This is a genomic window from Mycobacterium sp. 050272 (assembly GCF_039023525.1).
Taxonomy (GTDB): Bacteria; Actinomycetota; Actinomycetes; order Mycobacteriales; family Mycobacteriaceae; genus Mycobacterium.
Genome location: NZ_JBCHKV010000001.1, coordinates 45451 through 70765, shown reverse-complemented (window position 1 = coordinate 70765; position 25315 = coordinate 45451). Strand labels below are relative to the sequence as shown.

Annotated in this window: 19 protein-coding genes; 14 read left to right on the top strand and 5 right to left on the bottom strand. The window is 68.4% G+C overall.

From position 1 onward, the window contains the following. Window positions 1-58 precede the first annotated feature (58 nt). The 5 genes from AAHS21_RS00290 to AAHS21_RS00270 all read left to right on the top strand — a co-directional run bounded on the left by AAHS21_RS00290 (window position 59) and on the right by AAHS21_RS00270 (window position 4518). The gene (locus AAHS21_RS00290; RefSeq protein WP_342925765.1) at window positions 59-1267 is read left to right on the top strand and encodes an FAD-dependent oxidoreductase; all 1209 of its coding nucleotides are present in this window, start codon (window positions 59-61) and stop codon (window positions 1265-1267) included. A 36-nt stretch (window positions 1268-1303) separates the two neighbouring features. Beyond that, entirely contained in the window at window positions 1304-2284 is a 981-nt protein-coding gene (locus tag AAHS21_RS00285; protein ID WP_342925764.1) for a methylenetetrahydrofolate reductase C-terminal domain-containing protein, read from the top strand. Further along, on the top strand, window positions 2281-3036 hold the full coding sequence (locus tag AAHS21_RS00280) for a methyltransferase domain-containing protein (RefSeq protein ID WP_342925763.1): 756 nt from the start codon (window positions 2281-2283) through the stop codon (window positions 3034-3036). Before AAHS21_RS00285 ends, AAHS21_RS00280 begins: the two co-directional genes overlap by 4 nt. A 53-nt stretch (window positions 3037-3089) precedes the next feature. Continuing rightward, window positions 3090-4007 carry an LLM class F420-dependent oxidoreductase gene (locus AAHS21_RS00275; protein ID WP_342925762.1) on the top strand — a complete coding sequence of 306 codons (918 nt, stop codon included), beginning with the start codon at window positions 3090-3092 and terminating at the stop codon, window positions 4005-4007. A 112-nt stretch (window positions 4008-4119) separates the two neighbouring features. After that, window positions 4120-4518 carry an ester cyclase gene (locus AAHS21_RS00270; RefSeq protein WP_342925761.1) on the top strand — a complete coding sequence of 133 codons (399 nt, stop codon included), beginning with the start codon at window positions 4120-4122 and terminating at the stop codon, window positions 4516-4518. Between the two features lie 11 nt (window positions 4519-4529). Here AAHS21_RS00270 and AAHS21_RS00265 read toward each other — a convergent pair whose 3' ends face one another. Continuing rightward, window positions 4530-5261 (bottom strand): superoxide dismutase family protein, encoded by a 732-nt coding sequence (locus AAHS21_RS00265; protein ID WP_342925760.1) that lies wholly within the window; start codon window positions 5259-5261, stop codon window positions 4530-4532. 49 nt (window positions 5262-5310) lie between these two features. Between AAHS21_RS00265 and AAHS21_RS00260 the strand changes: the two genes are divergently transcribed. After that, window positions 5311-5805: a hypothetical protein gene (locus AAHS21_RS00260; protein WP_342925759.1), complete on the top strand. Its 495-nt coding sequence runs from the start codon at window positions 5311-5313 to the stop codon at window positions 5803-5805. Here the strand turns inward: AAHS21_RS00260 and AAHS21_RS00255 are convergent, their stop codons facing one another. After that, the gene (locus AAHS21_RS00255) at window positions 5806-6114 is read right to left on the bottom strand and encodes a WhiB family transcriptional regulator (RefSeq protein ID WP_342925758.1); all 309 of its coding nucleotides are present in this window, start codon (window positions 6112-6114) and stop codon (window positions 5806-5808) included. 356 nt (window positions 6115-6470) lie between these two features. On the opposite strand from AAHS21_RS00255, the gene AAHS21_RS00250 reads away from it, so the two are divergent. From AAHS21_RS00250 to AAHS21_RS00240, 3 genes are all read left to right on the top strand, one after another. After that, complete coding sequence (locus AAHS21_RS00250; protein ID WP_342925757.1) at window positions 6471-7286, top strand: hypothetical protein; 816 nt, start codon at window positions 6471-6473, stop codon at window positions 7284-7286. Window positions 7287-7366: 80 nt separating this feature from the next. Next, window positions 7367-7942, top strand: a complete 576-nt coding sequence (locus AAHS21_RS00245) for a sigma-70 family RNA polymerase sigma factor (protein WP_207768468.1) — start codon at window positions 7367-7369, stop codon at window positions 7940-7942. Continuing rightward, window positions 7935-8630, top strand: coding sequence for an anti-sigma-D factor RsdA (locus tag AAHS21_RS00240; protein WP_342925756.1), 696 nt, complete (start codon window positions 7935-7937; stop codon window positions 8628-8630). The genes AAHS21_RS00245 and AAHS21_RS00240 overlap by 8 nt, the downstream gene beginning before the upstream one ends. Window positions 8631-8647: 17 nt before the next feature. Here the strand turns inward: AAHS21_RS00240 and AAHS21_RS00235 are convergent, their stop codons facing one another. Continuing rightward, window positions 8648-9061 carry a DUF5319 domain-containing protein gene (locus tag AAHS21_RS00235; protein WP_096284976.1) on the bottom strand — a complete coding sequence of 138 codons (414 nt, stop codon included), beginning with the start codon at window positions 9059-9061 and terminating at the stop codon, window positions 8648-8650. Window positions 9062-9211: 150 nt separating this feature from the next. Here AAHS21_RS00235 and guaB point away from each other — a divergent pair, with 150 nt between their 5' ends. From guaB to AAHS21_RS00220, 3 genes are all read left to right on the top strand, one after another. Next, window positions 9212-10801, top strand: coding sequence for an IMP dehydrogenase (gene guaB, locus AAHS21_RS00230; protein WP_342925755.1), 1590 nt, complete (start codon window positions 9212-9214; stop codon window positions 10799-10801). Between the two features lie 14 nt (window positions 10802-10815). Further along, the gene (locus tag AAHS21_RS00225; protein ID WP_342926517.1) at window positions 10816-11943 is read left to right on the top strand and encodes a GuaB3 family IMP dehydrogenase-related protein; all 1128 of its coding nucleotides are present in this window, start codon (window positions 10816-10818) and stop codon (window positions 11941-11943) included. A 112-nt stretch (window positions 11944-12055) separates the two neighbouring features. Next, complete coding sequence (locus tag AAHS21_RS00220; RefSeq protein ID WP_342925754.1) at window positions 12056-13792, top strand: GMC family oxidoreductase; 1737 nt, start codon at window positions 12056-12058, stop codon at window positions 13790-13792. Here the strand turns inward: AAHS21_RS00220 and AAHS21_RS00215 are convergent. Next, window positions 13789-14691 (bottom strand): TauD/TfdA family dioxygenase, encoded by a 903-nt coding sequence (locus AAHS21_RS00215; RefSeq protein WP_342925753.1) that lies wholly within the window; start codon window positions 14689-14691, stop codon window positions 13789-13791. The genes AAHS21_RS00220 and AAHS21_RS00215 overlap by 4 nt on opposite strands. A gap of 153 nt (window positions 14692-14844) precedes the next feature. Further along, entirely contained in the window at window positions 14845-18324 is a 3480-nt protein-coding gene (locus AAHS21_RS00210) for an amino acid adenylation domain-containing protein (protein WP_342925752.1), read from the bottom strand. Between the two features lie 107 nt (window positions 18325-18431). Here AAHS21_RS00210 and AAHS21_RS00205 point away from each other — a divergent pair, with 107 nt between their 5' ends. Together AAHS21_RS00205 and AAHS21_RS00200 are read left to right on the top strand one after the other, a co-directional pair. Then, on the top strand, window positions 18432-20111 hold the full coding sequence (locus tag AAHS21_RS00205; RefSeq protein WP_342925751.1) for an AMP-binding protein: 1680 nt from the start codon (window positions 18432-18434) through the stop codon (window positions 20109-20111). Window positions 20112-20128: 17 nt separating this feature from the next. Next, window positions 20129-25309 (top strand): beta-ketoacyl synthase N-terminal-like domain-containing protein, encoded by a 5181-nt coding sequence (locus AAHS21_RS00200; RefSeq protein ID WP_342925750.1) that lies wholly within the window; start codon window positions 20129-20131, stop codon window positions 25307-25309. Window positions 25310-25315 lie beyond the last annotated feature (6 nt).

The window sequence follows — 25315 nt, the reverse complement described above, 5'->3', positions numbered from 1 at the left end:
TGATACATTACTTGATGTAGTCTGCAATTCTATTCCAAAACTTCGCCAGGAGCACACCATGACACAAGTTATGCAGACCCAGGTATGTGTCGCCGGGGGCGGGCCCGCCGGCATGGTGCACGCCCTGCTGCTCGCCCGCGCCGGCATCCCGGTGGTGGTCTTGGAAAAGCACAACGATTTCCTGCGCGACTTCCGGGGCGACACTGTGCACCCGAGCACCCTGCGGATCATGGACGAGCTGGGGTTCATCGACGAGTTCTTGAAGCTGCCACACACCAAGATCGACCGTCTCGCCTTCGACACCGGTGGCTCGATTCGCACGTTGGGCAACTTCAAGGTGCTCAAACGGCTCGGATTCAAACAGCCTTACATCGCCATGATCCCGCAGTGGGACTTTCTCGACTTTCTTGCTGAAAAGGCTTCTGCCTATCCGGAATTCACCTTGGTCCGCAACGCGGAGGTCGCCGATCTGATCTTCGACGGCAATCGCGTGATCGGTGTGCGCACGCCGGATCTGGAAGTGCGGGCGGAGTTGGTGGTAGCCGCCGACGGGCGCAAGTCCGCGGTGCGCGCCGCAGCGGGGCTGCGGACCGCGCAGGCGCACTCCCCGATGGACGTGCTGTGGTTCCGCCTGAAGTGGCGTCCCGGCGATCCGCGAGAACTGTTCGGGGTAGTGCGCAAGGGCCTGATGATGGCCATGATCTACCGGGGCGACTACTGGCAGGTCGCCTATCTGATGCCGAAGGGAGCCAGCCCGCGGGGTGGATCGCTGGAGGAGTTCAAGGAAAAGATCGTCACCGCGCAACCGCGGCTGCGCGAGCACGTCAACGATCTGACCTCGTGGGACGACACTAGTGAGCTCGACGTGCGGGTAGACCGGCTCGACACGTGGTGGCGCACCGGGCTGCTGTGCATCGGCGATGCCGCGCATGCGATGTCGCCGGCCGGTGGGGTCGGCATCAACCTTGCGGTAGCCGACGCGGTGGCCGCGGCCAACATTCTGTGTGCTCCGCTGCGCGAAGGCCGGCTGACCGACGCCGACCTGGCCAAGGTGCAGCGGCGCCGCGAGCTGCCCACTCGGATCGTCCAGGCGGCCCAGGTGTTCGTGCAGGACCGGGCAGTCGCACCCAATTTGAGCGGTGACCTATCGCCGATCCAGATCCCGAAGATCATCGGATGGGGCCCGCTGCAAGCGCTTCCGCCGATTCTTGTCGGCCGCGGTTTGCGCCCCGAGCATGTCCGCACTCCCGACGTGCACACAACTTGACGCTTGCCGGTGTCCGCAGCGGGGTATACAGCTGCGGTGACATTGACGGAATCAGTCTGTCCGAAACGCATGGAGTTCGGGCCGTGCGGCGGCGTGCGGCCGGACGGCCAGTGCGAAATGCGCTCTGGTGCTTGCGTATTCGTCGACGTCGTGCCTTGGTCGGGGATTGTGCCGGCAACGCGACCGGTTCGCGCGCCGTTGGTGCTCACCGACTTCAGCGCTACCCCGTTCGACCGCAACGACATTGCGGCGACGGCCGCTGTCCTCGCGCCCGGATGTGACGCCGTCCTGGTCGGCGAGCACCAGAACAAGCCGGATTTCCCGCCCACGCTGATGGGCTCGCTGCTGGTCGATGCCGGCGTCACGCCATGGATCACGCTGTCGTGCCGGGACCGCAACCGGGTGGTGCTCGAGCAGGAACTCAGGGGGCTGCACAGCATCGGCGTCGATACGGTGCTGTGCGTGACCGGAGACGGACGTGGCTACGACGTGCGCCCGGACGTCACGCAGACCTTCGACCTCGACGGGCCGCGGTTGGTCTCGCTGGCTGCATCGGTGGGCACGATTGCGGCGGTGCCCGAAACGCCCACCGCGCCGCCCGTTTCCGCCCGGCCCGATCGGTTGGTGGAGAAGCAGCGCGCGGGAGCGAGTCTGGCCGTGCTCAATCACGTCCCGTACCCGGAGATGATCGCCGAGTTCATGACGGCTGCCATATCGGCCGGCTTGTCGATCCCGGTGATCGCGGCCGTCGCGGTGTTCACCGACAGCGTTTCCGCGGCGGTGCTGCAGGGCCTGCCCGGACTTGAACTCGACGAAAACGTCACCGAGCAGGTGCTCGGTGCGGCGGACCCGGTGGCCGCGGGGATCGCGGCCGCGGTCGCCGAGGCGCGCGCGTTGCTCTCGATCGACGGTGTGGTGGGCGTCAACGTCTCCGGATTGGCTTCGGCGTCCGGTGGCCGGGTGGGCGCGGAAATCAAAGCCGAGGTGGGCCGTCTGATCCGCGCGGAGGCGTCGTGACCGAGGCGATGGAGGCCGAGTTCGACACGGTGGCCCAGTGGACGGCGCAAGTTGCGGTGGACCTCGGCCCGCAGTACTACGTGCCCGCGGGATGCCGGGGCAGCGGCAGCCCGGCCGCTTTGGACTGGCTGATCGAGCAGATGGGATTGCAGCCCGGCGCGCGCTTATTGGACTCCGGCGCGGGCGTCGGGGGACCCGCCGCCTATGCGGCGCAATCGCGTTCGGTACGGCCGGTGCTCGCGGAGCCAGAACTCGGTGCGTGTCGTGCGGCCGCAACGCTGTTCGACCATCCGGTGGTGTGTGCTGATGGGGCCGCGTTGCCGTGGCCGAACGAAACATTCGACGCCGCTTGGTCTTTGGGGGTGTTGTGCACGACGTCGGATCAACTCAGGATGCTCGAGCAACTGCGGCGGATTGTGCGTCCGGGTGCAAGTATCGGATTGCTCGTCTTCGTGGCCCGCGACGAGGGGGCTGCCAATCAGCTTGATAGCAACCACTTTCCGACATCCGACAGCCTACTCGGCCTGGTAGAAAGGTCCGGTTTGCGCGTTGAGCAGTGGACCGCAACCTCGGGTCTGCCCGCGATACCCGAGGAGTGGAATCGGCGTGTCGACGCCGTCGAGAGGGCGCTTGCCGAGCGGCATGGGCACACCGAGGTCTGGCAGCTGGCCGAACGCCAGAGTTCGGCCATCGGTGACCTGCTGGCCGAAGGGAAGCTCACCGGCGAGCTGCTGGTGCTGCGCCGCGCCTAAGAAATCTGCCCAATCCGGAATGCGGCGGCTGGCGGGCGCGGTTGTAGTAGGGCGTGACTATCAGACTTGGATTGCAGATCCCGAGCTTTTCCTATGGCACGTCCGTCGCCGAGTTGTTTCCCGCGGTCAAGGCGCAGGCCGCCGAGGCCGAGGCCGCCGGATTCGACACGGTCCTGCTGATGGACCACTTCTATCAGCTGCCGGGGTTGGGGGAGCCCGACGAACCCATGCTGGAGGCCTACACCGCGCTGGGAGCGCTGGCCACGGCCACCGAGCGGGTGCAGCTCTCGACGCTGGTAACCGGCAATACCTATCGCAACCCGACCCTGCTGGCCAAGGCGATCACGACCCTGGACGTCGTCAGCGCGGGACGCGCGATACTGGGTATCGGGGCGGGCTGGTTCGAACTGGAACACCAGCAGCTGGGATTCGACTTCGGCACATTCACCGAGCGCTTCGAAAAGCTCGACGAAGCGCTGCAGATCATCGTGCCGATGCTGCACGGTGAGCGACCGACATTCGACGGGAAGTGGTATCACACCGAGAGCGCGATCAACGAGCCCCGCTATCGCGACCACATCCCGGTCATGCTCGGCGGCAGCGGTGAGAAGAAGACGTTCCGGTTGGCAGCCCGCTACGCCGACCACCTCAACCTGATCGCCGACATCGATGCGCTCCCCGGCAAACTGGAGGTACTCCGGCAGCGCTGCGCCGAGATCGACCGCGACCCGGCGACTCTGGAGACCAGCACCCTGTTGACGGTCGTGCTCGACGATGCGCCCGCCGATATCGGCGAGGCGCGCGGTGGCCGGGCGGTCATCGGCACTGCCGACCAGGTAGCCGATCAAATCAAACGCCGGGTGCTCGACGTGGGCGTCGACGGCGTGATCGTCAACCTTCCGACCCACGGCTACACGCCCGGCGTCATCACCCAGGTCGGCGAGGCGCTGCGGCCACTGGTCGATGCGTGACCATATTCGATGCCGACCGATAGTCGCAGCCTGGTCGAGCCAGGTTGACATCCACGGTGGACAGCGGCAGCGTGCCGTGTTGCGGGCTCGTTGAGAACGCAAGGGCGGCAACGTGAGTCGGCTCGAAGAATACCGATCCCTGTACCTCGCCTACCTGAAGTGCTGTAACGAGCACGATTTCGATGGCATGGCGTCGTTCTATACCCCGACCATCCAGGTCAACGACGCCCCGATGGATCCCGCCGCCGTTGCGGCGCAATTCGCGCCGATAGTTTTCGCGTTTCCCGATTGGCATTGGGACCTGCGGCATCTCGTCGTCGACGACCACTACATCTCGACCCACTTCACCGTCACGGGCACCCATCGCGGCGTCTTTGAGGGCGTGCAGCCCACCGGCCGCCGGGTGCGCCTGTCGCAGTTCACTCTTTATCTCGTCGAAGACGGCAAGTTCGCCGAGGTGTGGGACCTAGCCGATATGGCCGCGATCATGCCGCAGATCGGCCAGGGTTAATTACGCCGACCTCAGTGCGCGCCGGGCGGCAGGCCGGGTGACGTGGTCGGCGTCGTGGTCGGCAGGTAGGTGGTGGTCAGACTCGGAGTGACCGTGACGGTGCTCGTGCTGACCGACGGCGGGGGCAGCACGGCCGTGGTGGTCACCGTCGTCACGCTGCTAGTCGTCGTGCTGGGCGAGGTGGACGACGCCGACGCCGCGGCAATCACACCGCAGGCCACGCGCTTGTTCGCCTCACCGGTGGGGGCACTGCTCAGGTTGTCCGCGCTCTGGTGGACGATCAGGGACGTACCCGAGCTGTTGCGCAGGTCCGCGGCCGTCAGCAAGTTGGTGGTCGTCACGAGCTTCGCCGAGCCATCAGAGCGCACCTGCAGTGCGGTCAGGTCACCACTGGCGGGAAAACCCGTGTGATCCGACGCCTGGTAGACGCTTCCCGCGGATTCGAAGTCCGGCGCATCACATTTGCCGGCCGCGTGGACCATCAGCGCGTGGAAACCCGGAGTCAGCACCTGGTTAGGGCCGACCTCTACCGTCACCGTTGCGTAGCCGTTCGCGAAATCGATGGTTGCGGTTCCGACCTGGGTTCCGTCGGCGCTCTTCAGCTGCGTGGTCAACCTTTCCGCGCCAGGCGGCGCGCTGGACGACGACGTGGCGGCCTGGTTGCCCTGCTGATTCGCGCATGCGGCCAGCGGAGCAATGGTTGCGGTCAGCGCCGCGACAGCGAAGGATACGCGCTTGATCATAGGCCGGAACTACCCGCCTCGGCCGGTGCCGAAACGAAGGTGAACCTTGATGAGCAGGCGCACACTTACCCAGGGGATCGGGGCATCGGCCCTCGCCTTCACCGGCTATACCGCGGTGATGCTGGTGCTGGAACGGCGCATGCGCGCAACCGGCGGTCCTGGGATCATCCCATTTGAGTTGGCCGGCAACGCTTCTCGGGCCGAGGCCATCATGGCCCGCTGGGGCGACGGCGGCCAGCGTGCCGCACGGATATCCACCTGGCTGGATTTCGGCTACATGGCGACCTACGGCAACCTGCTGGCCCTGCTGGTAGAACGCACCCGCCGACGGTGTGGCCACCCGGCCGGCCTGCCCGCCCTTGTGGGTGTCGCCGTCGCCGCCGACGCGGTCGAGGGCGTCTCGCTGCTCAACGTGCTGCGCGGCCACCGCGTCGCGGACAATGCGCGACGCGCGCGCACCGCGGCGCTGATCAAATTCGCCGTGCTGGTTCTCTCACTCGCGTACGTCGCGGTGGGTTCGATGCGGCCGCGCGCCACCCCGTGATCAGGCCGAGCGGCGAATGCCGCGGTTGCGGCCGATATCGCCCTTGAGCAGCATGTCGCGCTCGGATTCGGACAGGCCGCCCCAAACCCCGTACGGCTCACCGACGTCGAGTGCGTGCGAGCGGCACTGCTGGATCACCGGGCACTGCCGGCACATTTCCTTGGCACGCTGCTCACGCAGCATGCGGGCACGGCCACGCTCGCCGTCGGGGTGAAAGAACATCGAGGAGTCGACGCCGCGGCACAGTCCTTGCAGCTGCCAGCTCCAAATGTCTGCGTTGGGCCCAGGTAGCTGCTCCGGCTGTGGCATGGCTAGTTCCCTCTCTGCACGGCACGCCCAAGTGAGGTTTGGTTCGCAAAGTGAGTGTGCAACTGATTTAAGGGTGGCGTCACCGATGACTACCCGTCATTGCTAGAACTTAGGTGGGCCAGTGAATTTACGTCAATAGGCGCTTAGTGTGACAAAGTATATAGAGGTTGGAGCAGAATTAACTCCGCGTTCATCCGCCACGCATTTGGCGTAGGAGAACGGTGCTACCAGGGACTTGACCAAACCGAGATTTCCCAGCTCAGAGCCCGAGGGCGGTTAGACGCCATTTATTACAGAGATGATCGTGATTAACATTTCAGTAACACCAGCAGCACGAACTGTTTACTACTATCACCGTGATTGAAACTGGTCACACGTCGATGATTGCGCGGACGCTGGCGGCGGCCGCCTTCGGCGACCAGCCGGCCCGCTGGCCGCTGCCGACGGCGAGGACCCCGAGCGAACTCTGGCTGCGGGCCGTGGCGGCCGGCGGGCAGGGCCGCTACGGCAGCGCCGACCGGGATCTGGCAGTACTGCGGCGCGAGATGCCGGCCGGCCCGCTGGTCTCGCTGGCCCACAGCACGCAGGGATCGTTTCTGCGCCAACTCGGTTGGCACGCGCGGGCCCGGGGCTGGGATGGTCGTGCGCTCGCGCTGGCCGGCACCGATCCCGAAGCCCGCGCCGACGCGTTGATCGGATTGGCGGCCGATGCTTTGGGTGTCGGCCGTTTCGCTGCCGCGGCGACACTCCTGGAGCGCGCGGACGCGGCAGTGGCCGCGGGCGTGCCGGACCGGCTGCCGGTGCGGCGGCACTGGGTGGCCGCCGAGCTGGCGATGGCCACGGGCGACGGCGCCGTCGCGGTCGGCCATGCCGAGCATGCCGTCGCGCTCGCACACGCCATGAAGCGACCCTCGGACCGGCACCGGGTCAAAAGCGACGTGGTGCTCGCCGCCGCCCTATGTAGTGCCGGCGAGATCGACCGCGCCCGTGCCGTGGCCGACGCCGCGCTGGACGCCACCGGCCGTCTGGGCCTGATACCGCTGCGTTGGGCCTCGGCTTGCTTGCTGTTCGATATCCAAAGCGTCACGATTTCCGGGCCGAAATTGGCCGAAATTAGGGATATCTGCGCAGGCCAGGTGCGGCGCGCCGGTGGAACGTGGCCTTCGGGCTGAATCGGCTTTCGGCCGTTATTGTCATTGCGAGAGTTAGCCCGCGATGTGCCTCGTTTGTAACGTTGGAGATACCGCCGTCGATGACAATTCAAGCGGAACGTCTCGACGCTGTGGTTGCCGAAGCCGTAGCGGGAGATGGAAACGCCCTACGGGAGGTGCTGGAGACCATCCGTCCGATAGTGGTGCGATATTGCAGGGCGCGAGTCGGCACCGTCGAACGGGGTGGCCTGACAGCCGACGATGTGGCTCAGGAGGTGTGCTTGGCGACTCTGACAGCCCTGCCGCGCTACCGCGACCGAGGACGTCCCTTTCTGGCCTTTCTGTACGGCATCGCGGCGCACAAGGTGGCCGACGCCCATCGCGCCGCCGGCCGCGATCTCGCCTACCCTTCCGAATCCGTTCCCGAGCGCTGGTCGTCCGAGGCGGGCCCCGAGCAGCGGGCCCTCGAAGCCGATTCGGTCAGCCGCATGAACGAATTACTCGAGATCCTGCCCGCCAAGCAGCGCGAGATTCTGATTCTTCGCGTCGTCGTCGGTCTGTCTGCAGAAGAGACCGCTGCCGCCGTGGGTGCAACACCAGGAGCCGTCCGGGTAGCTCAGCACCGAGCTTTGTCGCGGCTCAAATCCGAGATGGTTGCGGCGGGGGACTATGCCTGAATCTGGTTTTACGGACCGACCGGGACTCGACGAGTTGACCCGGAGCGATCTGCTCCTCGACGCTCTCGCCGAACGTGCGCCGATCGATGTCGACGATCCCAACGAGGACGCGCTCACCGCGCTGCTGGGGGATTGGCGCGACGACCTGCGGTGGCCACCGGCCAGCGCCCTGGTGTCGCCGGAGGAGGCCGTCGCGGCGCTGCGCGCCGGAATAATCGAGCAGCGACGCAGCCGGCGCGGCCTGGCGACGATCGGCACGGTGGCGGCGACGTTGATCGCGCTGAGCGGTTTCGGTGCCATGGTGGTCGAGGCGCGTCCCGGTGGAACGCTCTACGGCCTGCACTCGATGTTCTTCGACGAGCCGCGGAGCAACCAGAACCAGATCATGTTGTCCGCCAAGGCCGATCTGGCGAAGGTGCAGCAACTGATCGACAAGGGGCAGTGGACCCAGGCCGAGAATCAGCTGGCCGAAGTCAGCAGCACCGTTGCGTCGATGAACGACAGTGCCGGGCGCAAGGAATTGTTGGACGAGATCGATCTGCTGAACGCGAAAGTCGATTCCCGCGATCCGAACGCGACGCTCCCGCCGGCCGCCCCGGCGCCGAACTCCGTGGTGCTGCCCGCTCCGCTGTCCCCGAAGGCGATCAACCCGAGCGCAACTCCTTCGGCGCCCCGTAAATCGCCCTAATCGGGCGGCCCCATCGCTTAGTGGCGGCGGTGAAATCCGTCGGCGTCTGACGTCGCTTCGTTGAGCGAGGCGTCGGCGTACCCCCGGCAGTAATCCCACGTGACGTAGGCGTCCGGTTCGGGGTCGTAAGCAGGCTCGTGCGGGCGGACGGTCCCGTCGATCAGCAGCTGCAGCAGGTTGGCGCGCAGCATGTCCCAGTCGTGGTAGTGGTCTTGCTGACACTCGTCGCAACACACCACGAGTCCACGAATTCCCCTGTGCGCCAACAGGGCTTCGTACACGGCCAGATCGGCCAGGTCCGCCTCTACCGCCATCCGCTCTTGTTGATCCAGCGGTTGTCCAGGTTCGACGGCGTCCAGCGCCGCCGACGGGTCACATGGGTCGTCCGCGAAAGGGTCGGGTGGCAAACCCGGGGGGAGGTGGTCACGCACGCCCCTAGCCTACGCAGCCAGGCCGTGGTAACGCCAGCAGGCAGGTGCGCGTCGATTGGGCCGGGCGGCGCGCCAACAGGTGCGACTCCCCGACGTTCGGGACCGATAGGATGGGATTCTCGCTCCTCGCGCGTATGGAGGGTTTCACCGATGTCCCGTGGCACGTCCCACCTCGAAGACAGCTCCGACCTGGTCGCAAGTCCCTACCTGCGGGTCGGCGGGCTGGCCGACGAAGGGGTGCCGACCGGGGGAGACAACCCCAACAAGGTGGCGATGCTGGGTCTGACCTATGACGATGTGTTGCTGCTGCCCGCCGCTTCCGATGTGGTTCCGTCCACCGCCGACACCTCCAGCCAGCTAACGAAAAAGATCCGGCTGCGGGTGCCGCTGGTCAGCTCCGCGATGGACACCGTCACCGAGTCGCGGATGGCCATCGCGATGGCCCGGGCCGGCGGCATGGGCGTGCTGCACCGCAACCTGCCGGTCGCCGAACAGGCCGGCCAGGTCGAAATGGTCAAGCGGTCGGAGGCCGGCATGGTCACCGACCCGGTGACCTGCCGCCCGGACAACACCCTGGCCCAGGTCGACGCGTTGTGCGCCCGGTTCCGCATCTCCGGCTTGCCCGTCGTCGACGACTCCGGCGCGCTGGTCGGCATCATCACCAACCGCGACATGCGCTTCGAGGTCGACCAGACCCGCCCGGTCTCCGAGGTGATGACCAAGGCGCCGCTGATCACCGCCCGCGAGGGCGTTAGCGCGGACGCGGCGCTGGGTCTGTTGCGCCGCAACAAGATCGAGAAACTGCCGATCGTCGACGGCCATGGCCGGTTGACCGGGCTGATCACCGTCAAGGACTTCGTCAAGACCGAACAACACCCGCTGGCCACCAAGGACAGCGACGGCAGGTTACTGGTGGGCGCCGCCGTCGGCGTCGGCGGTGACGCCTGGGTCCGCGCGATGATGCTGGTCGACGCCGGGGCCGACGTGCTGATCGTGGACACCGCGCACGCGCACAACCGCACCGTGCTGGAGATGGTCGGCAAACTCAAGGCCGAGGTCGGCGAGAAGGTCGAGATCATCGGCGGCAACGTCGCGACCCGCTCGGCCGCCCTGGCGCTGGTCGAGGCCGGCGCCGACGCCGTCAAGGTCGGGGTGGGACCGGGCTCGATCTGTACCACCCGGGTGGTCGCCGGGGTCGGGGCACCTCAAATCACGGCGATCCTGGAAGCCGTCGCGGCCTGCGGACCGCACGGTGTGCCGGTCATCGCCGACGGCGGCCTGCAGTACTCCGGTGACATCGCCAAGGCGCTGGCCGCCGGCGCGTCAACGGCCATGCTGGGCTCGCTGCTGGCCGGCACCGCCGAGGCGCCCGGCGAGCTGATCTTCGTCAACGGCAAGCAGTTCAAGAGCTACCGCGGCATGGGGTCACTCGGCGCCATGGCGGGCCGCAGCGGCGCCAAGTCCTACTCCAAGGACCGCTACTTCGCCGACGACGCGCTCTCCGAGGACAAGCTGGTGCCCGAGGGCATCGAGGGCCGGGTGCCGTTCCGCGGCCCGCTGTCGTCGGTGATCCACCAGCTGACCGGCGGTCTGCGCGCGGCGATGGGCTACACCGGCTCGCCGACCATCGAGGTGCTACAACAGGCGCAGTTCGTCCGGATCACCTCCGCCGGACTCAAGGAAAGCCACCCGCACGACGTCACGATGACCGTCGAAGCACCGAACTACTACGCCCGGTGAGCAGCGAACTGAACATGGTCGAGATCGGCATGGGCAGAGTGGCCCGTCGCACCTACGAACTCAGCGAAGTCAGCATCGTCCCGTCGCGGCGCACCCGCTCGTCGCAGGACGTGTCGACGGCCTGGCAGCTGGACGCCTACCGGTTCGAGATCCCCGTCGTGGCCCACCCGACCGATGCGCTGGTGTCGCCCGAGTTCGCGATCGAGCTGGGCCGGCTCGGCGGGCTGGGCGTGCTCAACGGTGAGGGCCTGATCGGCCGGCACGCCGACGTGCAGGCCAAGATCGCGCAGCTGGTGGAGGCCGCCGAAAAGGAGCCCGAACCGTCGGCGTCGATCCGGCTGCTGCAGGAGCTGCACGCGGCGCCGCTGAACCCGGACCTACTGGGCGCCGCGGTGGCCCGCATCCGTGAGGCCGGCGTGACCACCGCGGTCCGGATCAGCCCGCAGAACGCCCAGTCGCTGACCCCGGTTCTGCTGCAGGCCGGCATCGACCTGCTGGTCATCCAGGGCACCATCGTCTCGGCCGAGCGGGTTGCCGCCAACGGAGAGCCGCTCAACCTGAAGAGCTTCATCTCCGAACTCGACGTGCCGGTGGTCGTCGGCGGTGTGCTCGACCATCGCACCGCGCTGCACCTGATGCGCACCGGCGCCGCCGGCGTCATCGTCGGCTACGGCTCCACCCGGGGCGTGACCACCAGCGACGAGGTGCTGGGCATCAGCGTGCCGATGGCCACCGCGATCGCCGACGCCGCGGCCGCGCGCCGCGAGTATCTCGACGAGACCGGCGGTCGTTATGTGCACGTGCTGGCCGACGGCGACATCCACACCTCCGGCGAGCTGGCCAAGGCCATCGCCTGCGGCGCCGACGCGGTGATGCTGGGCACTCCGCTGGCCGAAAGCGACGAGGCGCAAGGCGATGGCTGGTTCTGGCCGGCCGCGGCGGCGCACCCGTCGTTGCCGCGCGGGGCGCTGCTGCAGATCGCCGTCGGTGAGCGCCCGCCGCTGGAGCAGGTGCTCAACGGACCGTCCGACGACCCGTTCGGCAGCCTGAACCTGGTGGGCGGGCTGCGCCGGTCGATGGCCAAAGCCGGCTACTGCGACCTCAAGGAATTCCAGAAGGTCGGCCTGAACGTCGGCATTTAGCTCTTCGGCGCCGAGCGTCACGCCAGCGTGGCCGTCACCGCCGAGCGTCACGCCAGAGTGACGACTGGGAAACACTGGCTCGTTACTGGCCGGTAAGTTCATACTGGTGGGGATGAAGCCAGATTTTGACGTCCTGATCATTGGTTCGGGGTTCGGCGGCAGTGTCAGCGCGCTGCGGCTGACCGAAAAGGGTTACCGCGTCGGCGTTTTGGAGGCCGGGCGGCGCTACGCCGACGACGAGTTCGCCAAGACGTCGTGGGACCTGCGCAAGTTCCTGTGGGCGCCCCGGCTCGGTTGCTACGGCATTCAGCGCATTCACCCGCTCAAAAACGTGCTGATCCTGGCCGGCGCCGGGGTGGGCGGCGGCTCGCTGAACTACGCCAACACGCTGTACGTGCCGCCGGATCCGTTCTTCAACGACCAGCAGTGGAAGCACATCACCGACTGGCGCAGCGAGCTGATGCCCCACTACGAGCAGGCGAAACGCATGCTGGGCGTCGTCACGAACCCGACGTTCACCGACGCCGATCGCATCATGAAGGAGGTCGCCGACGAGATGGGCTGCGGCGACACTTTCGTGCCCACCCCGGTCGGAGTGTTCTTCGGTCCCGACGGCACCAAGGCGCCCGGGCGCAAGGTGCCCGACCCGTTCTTCGGCGGGGCGGGCCCGGAGCGCACCGGCTGCCTGGAATGCGGCTGCTGCATGACAGGGTGTCGCTATGGCGCCAAGAACACCTTGTTGAAGAACTACCTAGGTCTCGCGGAATCCGCTGGGGCGCAAGTCATTCCGATGACGACGGTGAAGGGTTTCGAGCAGCGCTCGGACGGGCTGTGGGAGGTTCGCACCGTGCGCACCGGAAGCTGGCTGCGCCGAGACCGGCGCACCTATACCGCGAGCCACCTGATCCTGGCCGCGGGCACCTGGGGCACCCAGCATCTGCTGTTCAAGATGCGTGACAAGGGCCGATTGCCGCGTCTCTCCAAGCGTTTGGGAGTGCTGACCCGGACCAACTCGGAGTCGATCGTCGGCGCCGGACGGCTGGAGGTCAGTCCGGATCTGGACCTGACGCACGGGGTGGCGATCACGTCGTCGATCCACCCGACGTCGGATACCCACATCGAACCCTGCCGCTACGGCAAGGGTTCCAATGCGATGGGGCTGCTGCAAACCCTGATGACCGACGGCCCCGGCCCGCAGGGCACCGACGTGCCGCGGTGGCGCCAACTGCTCGACGCCGGCGGTGAGGACCCGCGAAAGATGCTGCGGCTGCTTAATCCCCGGCAGTGGAGCGAGCGCACGATGATCGCGCTGGTGATGCAGCACCTGGACAACTCGATCACCACGTTCACCAAACGCGGCAAGTTGGGCATCCGCTGGTATTCCAGCAAGCAGGGGCACGGCGAGCCGAACCCGTCGTGGATCCCGGTGGGCAACGAGGTGACCCGCCGCATCGCCGAGAAGATCGACGGCGTTGCCGGTGGCACCTGGGGCGAGCTGTTCAACATGCCGTTGACCGCGCACTTCCTGGGCGGCGCGGTGATCGGCGACAGCCCCGAGCGCGGCGTCATCGATCCTTATCACCGCGTCTACGGCTACCCGTCGCTGCTGGTGGTGGACGGCGCGGCGATCTCGGCGAATCTCGGTGTGAATCCGTCGCTGTCGATCACCGCACAAGCCGAGCGCGCCGCGTCGCTGTGGCCCAACAAGGGTGAGGTCGACCAGCGGCCGCTACAGGGCGACGACTACCGGCGGCTGGATCCGATTCCGCCGAACCACCCGGTGGTGCCGGCCGATGCGCCCGGCGCGCTGCGCTGGCTGCCGATCGACCCGGTGAAGTCGGCCGGTTAGCTCGCGATCACCTCGAGCGGCGCGCCCTTGACCACCATGCTGCGCTCGCCGTGCACGTTGACCGGCACGTCGCCCATCAGGGTGACCCGGTGCATCAGCCGCTTCTGGTCGTCGTAGTCGTCGATCGCCCGGTGCTGGGTCGCGCGGTTGTCCCAGATGGCGACGTCACCCGTCTCCCAGTGCCAGCGAATAGTGTTCTCGGGCTTAGTGATTCGCTTTTGCAGCAGTTCCAGCAACGCGCTGGACTCGTGACTGTCCAGTCCGACGAAGTTGCGCACGAAGTTGCCCGCGATCAGCGCGCGCTCACCGGTCTCCGGATGCACCCGCACCACCGGGTGTTTGGTCTGGAACTCCTGCTTCTCGAACGCCTGCCGGAACGCCCGCTGCGCGTCGCTCATCGACAGGACCGCTTCGGCGGTCACGTAGTCGTAGCGGTTGCTGTGCAGCGCCCACAGATTTTCGACGAGGCACTTCAACGGCTCGGGCAGGTCGTCGTAGGCCGCGACCGTCGAGGCCCATAGCGTCGATCCGCCGTAGCGGGGCAGGGTGATCGCCCGCAGGATCGAGGCCGCCGGGTAATTCGCCGCGAACGTCACGTCGGTGTGCCAGCGGTTGGCCTTGCCGTAGTCGGAGTTGATCGGGGTGACGACCGGCGCGCCTTCGGCCGCGAGCGCACCGGCGGCCGGATGGCCGACGGGCGTGCCCAGCAGTCCACCGAATGCCAGCTGCTGCTGGTCATCGAGGTGGTGCTGACCGCGGAAGAAGATGACCTTGTGGGTCAGCAGCGCCCGGCGGATCTCCTCGACGGCGGCCGGATCGAGGTCGCCGCCGAGGTGCACCCCGTCGACCCGGGCACCGATCCGGCTGCCCAGCTTGGTGACGGTTATCTGGTTTGTCATGTCTGTCGTCCTTGCCTGAAACTTCGGGTGTAGTCAGTTGACTAACCCAGAGTGTAGTCAAATGTATACAGATCCGGCAAGGGGGAGCGGGCACCAAAATTCCCGCCGCAAAAGCAGCAGGTCAGCCAGGAAATCCGACGAAATTGCCGGTTGTCAGGACGCTGTCGAGTCCAGCGCGGCGGCCACGTCGTGCTGTTCCATCTCGGCCACCTCGAGGTAGACCTCGGCCACCTGGGTCAGTCGATCGCTGCCCGGTTCGCGGCCCTGAAGCAGGGCGGCCAGCGCGGCCACACTGCGGGCGGCGAAGATGTCGGCAACCATCACGGTGGGGGTGTCCAGCCAGGCGCGCACGCGCGCGACCAGCTGGGTGGCCAGCACCGAATCCCCGCCGAGGCCGAAGAAGTCGTCGTCGGCGCTCACCGCCTCGACCCGCAACAGGCCGGCGGTGATGTCGGCCAGCGCCCGTTCCAGGGGCGTCGACGCCGCCCGCCGGCCCGTCCCCGCGTCGGCGGCCCGTTCCCGGACGGAACGCGCGAGCCGCTCGCCCGCGGCCTTGCGGTCGATCTTGCCGCCTACGGTGTAGGGGATCTCGGGGACCAGCACGAGGAGGTCCGGAACCATGTGCGGCGGAACCAATCCCGCCACCGCGGCGGTGAGCTCTGATGGTGTCGGCGCGGGATCGGTGACCCGGGCCAGCGCCGCTAGCTGCTCGCGCCCGGCTACCGGGATCACCGCGGCGACGGCACCGTCCACCGACTCCAGCCGATTGAGCGCTCCCTCGACCTCGCCGAGTTCGACCCGGTAGCCGCTGATCTTGACCCGGTGGTCGGCGCGGCCGACGAACTCCAGCGTTCCGTCCGGTAGGTAGCGTGCCAAATCGCCGGTGCGATACCAGTTCTCGCCATCATGCTCGACGAACTTGCCTTCGGTCAGGTCCGGCCGGCCGCGGTAGCCGCGGGCGATGCCGCGCCCGCCGACCCAGAACTCGCCGGGAACCCAATCGGGACAGTCGGATCCGTCGGCGGCAACCACGCGGCAGCGGTTGTTCGGCAACGGGTGGCCGAACGGCACCGCGGCCCAATGCTTCGGCAACTCCGCGGGCTCGCAGATGGTGTTGTGGATGGCCGTCTCGGTGGCGCCGCCGAGTCCGGCGACGCGCACGCGGGGCGCCTGGGCGCGCAGCGCGCGCACCATCTCGGTTCGCACCCAGTCGCCGCCGGTGGGCACCACGCGTACCGACGAGATCCGTCCCGAGGCCACCGCGACCAGCATCTCGAGCCAGCCCGGCAGCCAGTGCAGCACGGTGACCTGGTGTTGCTCGATCATCCGGGCCCAGGCGTCGGGATCGCGCCGCTGCTCCTCGTCCACCACCACGATCGAACCGCCGGCGCGCAGCATGCCGAAGATGTCCAGCACCGAGATGTCGCATTCCAGGGTGGACAGCGCCAGGCACCGATCGCCGGCGCCGATCTCGAAGTGGGAGTTGATGAACTCGACGGTGTTCATCGCGGCGTCGTGGCTGACTTCCACACCCTTGGGTTCACCGGTGGAGCCCGAGGTGAACAGCACGTAGGCGACGTCGGCCGGATCGGTGCCGGCCGGCTGGGTGCCGGCGGCGACAGGCAGGCCCTGCGCGACGGCCTCCGACACCGTCAGCGCGGGTACCGGCAGGTCGTCGAGCCCTGCGGGCCCGCACACCAGCGCCGAGTGCACACCCGCGCCGCCCAGAATGCGCGCGGCGCGATCGGCCGGCTGGTCGACGCCGATCGGCAGGTACACACCGCCGGCGGCGTGAATGCCCAGCAGCGCCGGGATCTGCTCGGCGGTCTTGGGCCCCATTACCGCGACGGCGTCGCCGCGTCCCACCCCGCGGGCCCGCAACGTCGCACAGACGGCAAGGGCTTGCTCGCGCAACTGCGCGTAGGTCAGCTCGCCAAGGCTGCTGTACACCGCGGGCGCATCGGGGTGCGCGGCCGCGCGGCGAAAGAAGCCGTCGTGCAACGCTTCTGCGCTTGGCACCGTGGTCACACCGTTGAGCTTGGCGCGCAGGGCGCGCTGTTCTTGCGGCAGCGCGGGCGGGTCGGGTGCCTCCCAGGCGTCGTCGTCGTCGGCCAGCCGGATCAGCTCGGCGACGTGGTAGGCGAACATCGCCTCGGCGACGCCCGGCCGAAACGCATCCGCGCGCACGTCCCAGTTGACCAGCAGCCCGCCGTCGAACGGGGTGGCCTGGGAGTCCAGTAATACCTGCGGCCCCTGCGAGATGTGCCAGACGCAGGTGCCGAACTGTTCGGTGACCTCGCCGTCGAACAGGTCGCCGAGTCCGAGTCCACTGGTGAAGACGAAGGGTGCCAGCGTGGGCATACCGCGGTGCCGGGTCAGATCGCGCAGGATCGACAGCCCCGAGTAGCTGGAGTGTGCCGCGCTGGCGTGCAGCGACTCCTGCAGGGCGCGCGCCCGGGCCGCCGCGGTCGGCGCGTCGGTGAGGTCGACGTCGAGCATCAGCGACGTGGTGAAGTCGCCGACGAGTTTGTCGACGTCGGGGTGGAACGGCTCGCGGCCGAACATCGGCAGGTTCAGCAGGAATCGGGAGTTGGTGGACCAGCGCGCCAGCGTCCCGGCGTAGGACGCGGCGATCGCCATCGCCGGGGTGATGCCGCGCCGGTGCGCCGCGGCCAATAGCGCCTCGCGAATATCGGCGTCGAAGTAGTGCCAGAGCCGGATGTTACGACGCGGATTGGACTGTTCGGCGGCCGGCACCAGCGGGGGTGACGGCGGTTCTGGCAGGTCGGGCACCCGCTCGGCCCACCACTGGCGGTCCGCCTCGGACACCGGGCTGGCCGCCGTCAGCGCGGCCCGGTACTCCCGATAGGTGTAGCCCAGCTCGGGCAGCTCGCCGCCGCGATAGAACACGGCCAGGTCGGCCATGAAGTTGCGGTAGCTGACGGCGTCGGCGGCCGACATGTCCATGTCGACGTGCAGCCGGGTGCGCCCGCCGGACATCAGCGTCAGCGCGATTTCGAGCACCACGCCGTGCAGAATCTGGTGCGATTTCGTGTCGCGGATCTCCTCGAGCCGCTGCTCGGCCGTGGCCGCGTCGAGGCCACGCAGGTCGATCACCTCGACCGGCAACGTGCGGTCGGTGATCCGCTGAGTGCCGTCGGGCAGGATCTCCACCCGCAGCATCGGATGACGGCGGGCCAGCGCGGCCGCGGCGACACGCAGCCGGTCAGGGTCAACACCGGTGCCGTCGAACTCCACATACAGGTGTGGGGCCACGCCGCCGAGGGCCTGTTCTTCGTTGCGGCCCAACCACAATGCGTGCTGAAGGGGGGCCAGCGGGAAGGTTTCGCCCCCCTCGTCGTCGGTGGCTTTCGGCTCCTCGTCGTTGGGCGCGCTGTCGCGCAGCGCCGAGACCATCCGCGTCCACGCGGAGACGGTCGGGCTCTCGGCCAGGGCGGCGAAACCGATGTCGATGCCCTGCCGGCGCCACCGGCCGGACAGCGACATCATCCGGATCGAGTCGAGTCCGGAGGCGATGAGGTCGGCGTCGGGGTCCACTTCGTCGGGGGCGACGCCGAGGAGTTCGGCGACCTGCTCTCGGACAGTTAGTGAGCTCGTCGCGCCGCGACCCATTGTGTGAAACCTCTCAGCAATTAGTGAAGGCTGCCCTAACTATGTGGAGGCTACCCTATATTAGGCTTCTCTCAGGTAACTAACCCCCGGAAGGGCTGCCAACCGCGATGAGCACCGGATTACATCCCGACGCCGAGGTCGAACAACACGAAAGTGTGTACCTCGCAACGGGATTCGTGCCGTTCCCGAGCGATCGGGCGGACTCCTATCGGCGGGCGGGCTACTGGGCCGGGCTGCCCTTGGACTCGATTTTGCGCGAAGCCGCGCAGCGTTGGCCGGACCGTTGCGGCATCGCGGATGCCCGCGTCAGCTACACCTTCGCCGAATTCGACGCCCTGGCCGATCGCATCGCCGGCGGCCTGATCGAGCTCGGCTTCACCGCTGGCGATCGGGTGTTGCTGCAACTGCCCAACTCCTGCCAGTTCGCGTTGGCGCTGTTCGGGTTGTTGCGGGCCGGTGTGGTGCCGGTGCTGTGCCTGCCCGGCCACCGCACCGCCGAACTGAGTCACTTCGCCGACGTCAGCGGCGCGGTCGGGATGATCATCACGGACAAGGTCGGTGGCTTCGACTACCGCGAGATGGCCGCCGCGCTGGTGCGCGAGCGGCCGCGGTTGACCAGGGTGCTGGTCGACGGTGATCCCGGCGACTTCCGGGCCTGGTCCGACGTCGCGAACCTCGCTGGCCCCGACGTGCTGCTGGCGAACCCGGCGCCAGATCCGGGGCTGCCCGCGTTGCTGCTGGTCTCGGGTGGCACCACGGGGCTGCCCAAGCTGATCGCCCGGACCCATGACGACTACCGCTACAACGCGTCGGCCTGCGCCGCCGCGTACGGGATGACCGCAGCGGACGCCTACCTCGTGGTGCTGCCGGCCGGGCACAACTTCCCGTTGGCCTGTCCGGGTCTGTTGGGCGCGATCACCGTCGGCGCCAAAACAGTGTTCACCGACGACCCCAGCCCCGAGGCGGCCTTCGCGCTGATCGACCGCCACCAGGTCACCGTCACGGGGTTGGTCAACGCGCTGGCCAAGCTGTGGGCACAGGCCTGCGATTGGGAGCCCGTGCTGCCGACCTCGCTGCGGGTGGTCCAGGTCGGCGGGTCGCGGCTGCTGCCCGACGAGGCCCGCTTCATTCGGGAGAACCTGACGCCGGGTATGCAGCAAATCTTCGGGATGGCCGAGGGGATGCTCAACTTCACCCGCCCGGGCGACCCCGCCGATGTGGTGGACCACGTGCAAGGCCGGCCCATGTCGCCCGCTGACGAGATGAAGGTCGTCGATGAGAACGGCGACGAGGTGGCCCCGGGAGCCGAGGGCGAGCTGCTGGTGCGCGGGCCGTACACGATCAACGGCTACTACCGCGCCGACGAGGCCAACGCCCGCTGTTTCAGCCCCGATGGTTTTTACCGCAGCGGCGACCGGGTGCGGATCTTCGCCGGCGGCCCACAGGCGGGATATGTCGAAGTCACCGGGCGGATCAAGGACGTGATCCACCGGGGTGGCGAGACCGTGTCGGCGTCCGACCTCGAGGAACACCTGCATGCCCATCCCGCCGTGGCCGACGCGGCGGCCGTCGCCTTGCCGGATCAGTACCTCGGCGAAAAGATCTGTGCAGCAGTTGTTTTCAAGGGCACACCGGTCACTCTGGCCGAGCTCAACGGATTTCTCGACGGCCGTGGCGTCTCCGTCCACGCCAAGCCCGACGTGCTGGAAACCATGCGTTCGCTGCCCAAAACCGCGGTGGGCAAGGTGGACAAGAAGCAAATCGTCGTAAGCCTGACGCAGGCATGAACGACGCTCCGACTGACATGACATTGAATGGTGGCCCCGATGACCAACTTTCGGCACCGCACGTGAAGCCGAACGCGATACCGGAACCGATCGCCGTCATCGGCCTCGGCTGCCGGCTGGCCGGTGATGTCAACACCGCCGAGGCGTTCTGGGATTTCCTGCTCGCCGGCGGCAGTGCGGTGCGCGAGGTGCCCGCCGACCGGTGGGAGCCCTATCTGTGGCGCGACCCGCGCAACGCCGCGGTGCTCAAGGACACCACCCCGTGGGGCACGTTCATCGACAACCTCGCCGGTTTCGACGCCGAGTTCTTCGGGGTCTCGCCGCGCGAGGCCGAGCTGATGGACCCGCAGCAGCGGCTGGCCCTCGAGGTCAGTTGGGAGGCGCTCGAACACGCCGGCGTGCCGCCCCGGTCACTGGCCGGCAGTGACACCGCCGTGCTGATGGGCGTCAACTCCGACGACTACGGCAAGCTCCTGATGGAGGACCTGCCCGGCATCGAGGCGTGGACCGGTATCGGCACTTCGCTGTGCGGGATCGCCAACCGGGTGTCACACCTGCTCGACCTGCGCGGCCCCAGCGTGGCCCTCGACGCCGCGTGCGCGGCCTCGCTGGTGGCGGTGCACCAGGCCTGCCAACTGCTGCGCTCCGGTGAGACGGCGCTGGCGCTGGCCGGCGGCGTCAGCGCGCTGATCGGACCCGGATTGACCCGGGTGCTCGATCAGGCCGGCGCGACGGCTCCCGACGGTCGCTGCAAGACCTTCGACGCCGCCGCCGACGGCTACGGTCGTGGCGAGGGCGCGGCCGTGGTGGTGCTCAAGCGGCTCGCCGACGCGGTACGTGACGGCGACCGGGTGCTGGCCGTGGTCCGCGGCGGCGCGGTCGCTCAGGACGGCCGCACGGTCGGCATCATGTCGCCCAACGGCGCCGCCCAGGCCGATCTGTTCCGGCTGGCATGCCGGTCCTCGGCGATCGACCCGGCCACCGTCGATTTCATCGAAGCCCACGGAACCGGCACTCCCACAGGCGATCCCGTCGAAGTGGGGGCGCTGGCGCAGGTGTACGGTGCCGCCCGTCCCGACGACGATCCCGCGCTGGTCGGGTCGGTCAAACCGAACACCGGCCATCTTGAGGGCGGTGCCGGGGCCGTTGGCCTGATCAAGGCCGTGCTGGCCCTGTACCACCGCAGGATTCCGCCGACGGCGGGCGTGCGCAACCTCACCCCGGCCGTCGACTGGGCCGGCAGCGGCCTGCGGGTGCCGACCGTGGCGCAGGCCTGGCCGCGGCGGCCCGATCACCCGCGCCGGGCGGCGGTCTGCAGCTACGGCTACGGTGGCACCATCGCGCACGTGCTGCTCGAGGAGGCACCACCGGCGTCGGCGGCACAACTCACGAAATCGACTGGACCGCTGGCGATTCCGCTGTCGGGTCGCTCGGAGAGCCGGCTGAGCGCGCAGGCGGCCGCACTGGCCGAGCACCTCGGCGACCGCGACATCGCCCTGACCGAAGTCGCGGCGACACTGTGGGCCCGCCGCAGCCACGAACCGGTGCGCGCGGCCGTGGTCGCCGAGGGTTCCGAGGAACTTCTGGACGGGTTGCGCACGCTGGCCGACGGCGGACGCGACGCCGCCGTGGTGCGCGGCACCGTGCTGCCCGGTGCGCAAGACGGTGCGGTGTGGGTGTTTTCGGGGCACGGCTCGCACTGGCCGCAGATGGGCCAGGAGTTGCTGGCCGCCGAACCGGCGTTCGCCGCCGTGATCGACGCGATCGATCCGATCTTCGGCACCGAGCTCGGCTTCTCGGCGCGCGAGGCGCTGACCCGCGGCGAACTGGGCGGCACCGACCAGGTGCAGGCGCTGACGTTTGCGATGCAGGTCGGCCTGGCCGCGGTGCTGCGTGAGCGCGGCGCGCGTCCCGCGGCGGTGATCGGACACTCCGTCGGCGAGGTCGCGGCCTGCGTGACCGCGGGAGTGTTCGACCTGGCGCAGGGTACGGCCGTTGCGTGCTACCGCGCCCGGGGTTTCCGCAAGGTGATGGGCCAGGGCGCGATGGCGCTGGTACCGCTGCCCTTCGCCGATGCCCAGCAGCGGCTCGGCGCGCGCAGCGACGTGGTGGCGGCCATCAGCGCGTCGCTGACCTCGACGGTGATATCGGGCACCGTCGCAGCCGTCGACGAGGTGGCCGGCCACTGGGCCGGCGACGGCCTGATGGTGCGCCGCGTCCGGACCGACGTCGCGTTCCACAGCCCGGCGATGGACGCGCTCACCGCCGATCTGGCGCGGCTCACCGCTGCGCTGCCGGAGCCGTGGCCGGCCCGGATTCCGTTGTACACCACCGCGCTGGCCGATCCGCGGTCCTCGGCGTCGCGTGGACCGGACTACTGGGTCGCCAATCTGCGCGACCAGGTTCGCTTTGCCGAGGCGGTCTCGGCGGCGGCCGAGGACGGCCACCGGCTCTTCCTCGAGGTTTCGGCCCACCCGGTGGTGTCACACTCCATTGCGGAAACGCTGCTGCACTTGGATATCGAGGCGCACGCGGCCGTCGGTGTACTGCGCCGTGACCAGCCGGCGCGGCGCTGCGTCGCCGCGGCGCTCGCCGCGTTGCACTGCTACGGCGCACCCGTGGCTCACGGCGTCACCGCGGCCACGCCGTGGGCCGGCGACCTGCCGGGGACCCGGTGGCAGCACCGCGACTTCTGGCGCATCCCGAGCGTGCCGCCCGCCGGGCGCGGTGTCCACGACGCCGACAGCCACACCCTGCTCGGGGGCCGGCTCGACGTCACCGGCACCGTGCCGGCGCGGGTCTGGGAGACCCGGCTGGACATGTCGACCCGGCCCTATCCCGGCAACCATCCCGTGCAGGGCACCGAGATCGTTCCGGCCGCGGTGCTGCTCAACACCTTCCTGACGGCCGCGGGAACCGACCTGACCGAGGTGCATCTGCGCACACCCGTTGCGCCGGGGCGCACCCGCGACGTGCAGGTGGTGCTGCAGGATCAGACGCTGGCGATCGCCACCCGCCTGGTCGACGATGACGGTTCCGACGTCGGCGGCTGGCTGACGCACTGCACCGCGGTTGCCGCCGCCACCGACGACCGCGAGGTGCCGCGGCTCGACGAGACCGCGATCCGGGTCCGCTGCACCGAGCAGTTGCCGCCGAACAGCGTGGTGGACAAGCTCGCGAAACTCGGTGTCGCGGAGATGGGTTTCGGCTGGGAGGTGGTCGATCTCTGGGCCGGTGACGGCGAATTCCTGGCGCAGGTGCGGGCCGAGCCGGACGGGTCGCATCCCTCGACGTGGGCCGGGCTCATCGATGCGGCCACCTCGGTGGCGTCCACGGTATTCGACGGAGCGCCCCGGCTGCGCATGCCCGCTCGCATCGATCGGGTGAGAGTCGTTGGCAAACCCTCTGATTCGGTGCTGCTGCACGTTCGCCGTCGCGATCAGGGCACCAGCACCGACGTGACCATTGCCTCGCTGACCGGGCGGCCACTGGTGCAGGTCACCGGCATGACGTTCGAGGAACTCGAGAACAGCGGCGGCGACGTATCGCGGGTCGTGCACCGAATCGGCTGGAAGAAAACACCTTTCGACATCGCAGCCGTTCCGGCCGAAGTGGTGCTGGTGGGCGGCGATCCGGCCGTCCGCGCCTGGTGCGAACGCGACCTGAAAGCCGCCGGGGTCGCCCACCGGGTATGTGCCACGCCCGCGGACGTCCCCGCCGATCTCGACTCCGATTCCGTCGTGCTGGTGTTGCCTCGCACCTCCGAGAGGCCGGTCGAAGCCGTGGACACGGTGCTGGCAACCCTTAAAGCGCTTTTGCGCCACGACATCTCGTCGCGTCTGTGGACCCTGACCCAGGGTGTGCACGAGGGTACTGACGTGAGCCGTTCCCCACTGTGGGGCTTGTCGCGGGTGGCCGCGACCGAGCATCCCACGCTGTGGGGTGGCGTGCTCGATCTCGCCGAGGACCGGCTGCCGCTGGGTGCGCTGGCCACGCTCAGCGGCCACGCTGTGGTGGTGGTGCGCGGCGGTGTCGCACTGACCGCCCGGATGGCCAGCATTACCAACGCGGCCGGGCCGGCGATGGAATGCAGCCCGGCCGGCACTTATCTGGTCACCGGTGGGACCGGCGTGCTGGGCCTGCGTATCGCCGAGCGATTGGCGGATCTGGGTGCGCGCCGGGTGCTGTTGTTGTCGCGGTCCGGGCTGCCGGAACGCTCGCAGTGGTCCAGCGCGGACAATCAGGCGCAGATCCGCGCGGTGTCCGCGCTGGAGGATCGCGGTGTCTGGGTGCACTCGGTCGCCCTGGATATCGCCGCCACTGGTGCGGCCGACGAACTGCGCTCCGTGCTGGCCGGCCTGCCGCCGGTGCGTGGCGTGATCCATGCCGCCGGCGTGGAAGCCGGTGTGTTCCTGGCGAATACGACAATCGACGAGATCGCGATGACCATGCATCCGAAGGTCGACGGGGCGCTGGCACTGCACGAGATGTTCCCGCCGGGCGAACTGGACTGGCTGGTGCTGTATTCCTCCTGCGGATACCTGGCCGGCTTCCCCGGGCAGGGTGCCTACGCCTGCGGCAACGCCTTCCTGGATGCGCTGGCACGGTACCGGCGCGGGCTAGGCGATGTCACGACGAGCGTGGCGTGGACCGCCTGGCGCGGCCTCGGTATGGGCTCGGACTCGGCATACATTGCCGCGCAACTGGATGCGCTGGGCATGGACACCATCGGCGCGGACGACGCACTGCGTGCTCTGGATGTCGCGATGCGTTCGCAGGAGGCCAACCCGGTGGTGCTGCCGGTGCTCCCGGAGGCCACGTCGGTGCCGATCCTTGCCGACGTCGCGGCCGCGGTTGCCACGGATTCGGTTGTGCCGCATCAGGATTTAGCGGTGGTGGGCCCGGGTGACATGGACACCGAGGAGTGGGTGAGTCAACAGGTACTCACGGCGGTGGCCGCCGAACTCGGCCTGCCTGCCGACAGCGTCGATACCAGGATGCCGCTGGTCGAAATCGGCGTGGACTCCATCATGACGGTCGCGCTGCGGCGTCAGCTCGAGAAGCAGACCGGGCTGGCGTTGCCGCCGACGCTGCTGTGGGAACACCCCACCGCCGCCGCGGTCACAGCGCGCATCGTCGAGCTACTTGACAACGAGATCGCTTCTGCCGCAACCGAAGACGGTGCGCCGGTGGTGTAGCTGCCG